The sequence below is a fragment of the Mesorhizobium sp. B1-1-5 genome (assembly GCF_006443065.1).
In the GTDB taxonomy this organism is placed as follows: domain Bacteria; phylum Pseudomonadota; class Alphaproteobacteria; order Rhizobiales; family Rhizobiaceae; genus Mesorhizobium.
Genome location: NZ_VFWS01000364.1, coordinates 1 through 1466 on the forward strand (window position 1 = coordinate 1; position 1466 = coordinate 1466).

Consider the following 1466-nt stretch of genomic DNA (forward strand, 5'->3'; position numbering starts at 1 on the left):
GATTTTGGCATTCTATCGCCCCGATGGTTCGTTCTGGACTGGAAGCAAGAAATGACCCTCTCACTCAAAGACCTAGCCCGCACGATCGCCAAAGCCAGGCACGGCACGGACGCCATGTGGGCGAACTACATGGGTGCTGCGGAGGCTGTCATGAATGAATTGCGACTAGGCGGCCAGCAAGCCGCAGTTGAAGCCGTTGATGATGTGGATGACCTAACAGACGTTCGATCTGTCTGGCGAGCCGCATGTGACCGCATAATCAATGGATGACGCCCTTATTGCGCAGCCGGACGGCGCGCAATAATCACCAAGCCCGATCACGCCCTAGACCCGCTTCGGCGGGTTTCTTTTTATTCACTCTCCATCAACACCCCCGCCTCACGCGCGGCGGCCACAAACACCGCCCTCGCCTCTTCAGCACCCACGCGCCCATACAGCGCCTCGGATAGCACTTCCGCCGCTGTACGCCACGCAGAGCCACGCCCTGGCCATGCCAGCATCGTATCGCTGGCCGCCTTCACGTTCCGCACCTCACGCACCAACTGGCGCGGCCCGCTTCTGTCGCGGATACGCACAGGCGCGAACGTCATTTTTCTGCCGTCCTGTTGCATAGGAATATTTTCTCCACCATACTCCGCCCCATGGAACTCTCAGCGCTCACCGGCAAGGTCTACTACGAAGTCCGCTTCGAGGACATTCCGCCAGCCGTTGCGCTGGCGGCTAGGTGCGGCTGCTGCGGGCATGAGGCGCCGGTAGATCGCGAGCATTTACAAAAGCGTTCACAGGAAGCATATCTGCGTTTTGCTGCACGTTTCGTCCGCTGCACTAAATGCTCAAACATATATCACAATCGCATCTTCGCATTAGCCGCTCCTTAACTGTAAGTGTGGCTTCCGGGGTACATCTCAAAAGCAAGTCTGGTCCGACCAATTAGCCCTTGCGAATGCTCCGCAAATATAACAGGGTGTAATTGGGCTTGATCGCTCGGATTGGAATAGACGCTACAGGCGTCGAATTGTGCGCCTGCTTGGCGGCGACGCACGCACCTGGCTTTGGCCGGGAGCGGCGTTCTATGTCCAAGCCTCGGCTAAAAGGCGCCGGCATGTTTCCAACATGCGATCAACTCCCGGCTTGCCGCGCCATACGACGGCGGCTGACGAAGCATTGAGATGCGGACTGGCGCTCTGCGCCGAAAAAGAAAGGGACAATGCTCCAACATAAGGGTTTGGGTAAAATGGGCAACATGGTAATGCCTGCCGCCACTGAGCTTATAGTGACGGCGGACTCTCAAGACGAACCTACCGACAGACAATGCTGGCGCTTTAAGATAGGCCAGTGCATTTCGCATAAAGACCAAAGCATGCCGTCGCTTGTAGTGGGACGGATACTAACCAGCAAAGGCAAAGAGGTGTACGGGTTGCGAACGATCGCACCCCGTACACCTCTTTGCCTTTGCTGGTTAGTAT

At 56.9% G+C, this 1466-nt stretch carries 2 protein-coding genes; one reads left to right on the plus strand and one right to left on the minus strand.

Annotated elements, in window-relative coordinates; translation table 11 throughout:
* The coding region (locus FJ980_RS31380) for a hypothetical protein (protein ID WP_210243781.1) at positions 1-270 on the plus strand (270 nt) is incomplete at its 5' end.
* Positions 271-350: 80 nt separating this feature from the next.
* Here the strand turns inward: FJ980_RS31380 and FJ980_RS31385 are convergent.
* Complete coding sequence (locus tag FJ980_RS31385; RefSeq protein ID WP_140547412.1) at positions 351-611, minus strand: DUF982 domain-containing protein; 261 nt, start codon at positions 609-611, stop codon at positions 351-353.
* Between the last annotated feature and the right edge of the window lie 855 nt (positions 612-1466).

Excerpts from the sequence above, each read along its gene's own strand:
- FJ980_RS31385 (WP_140547412.1), bottom strand. The coding sequence starts at position 611 with ATGCAACAGGACGGCAGAAAAATGACGTTCGCGCCTGTGCGTATCCGC.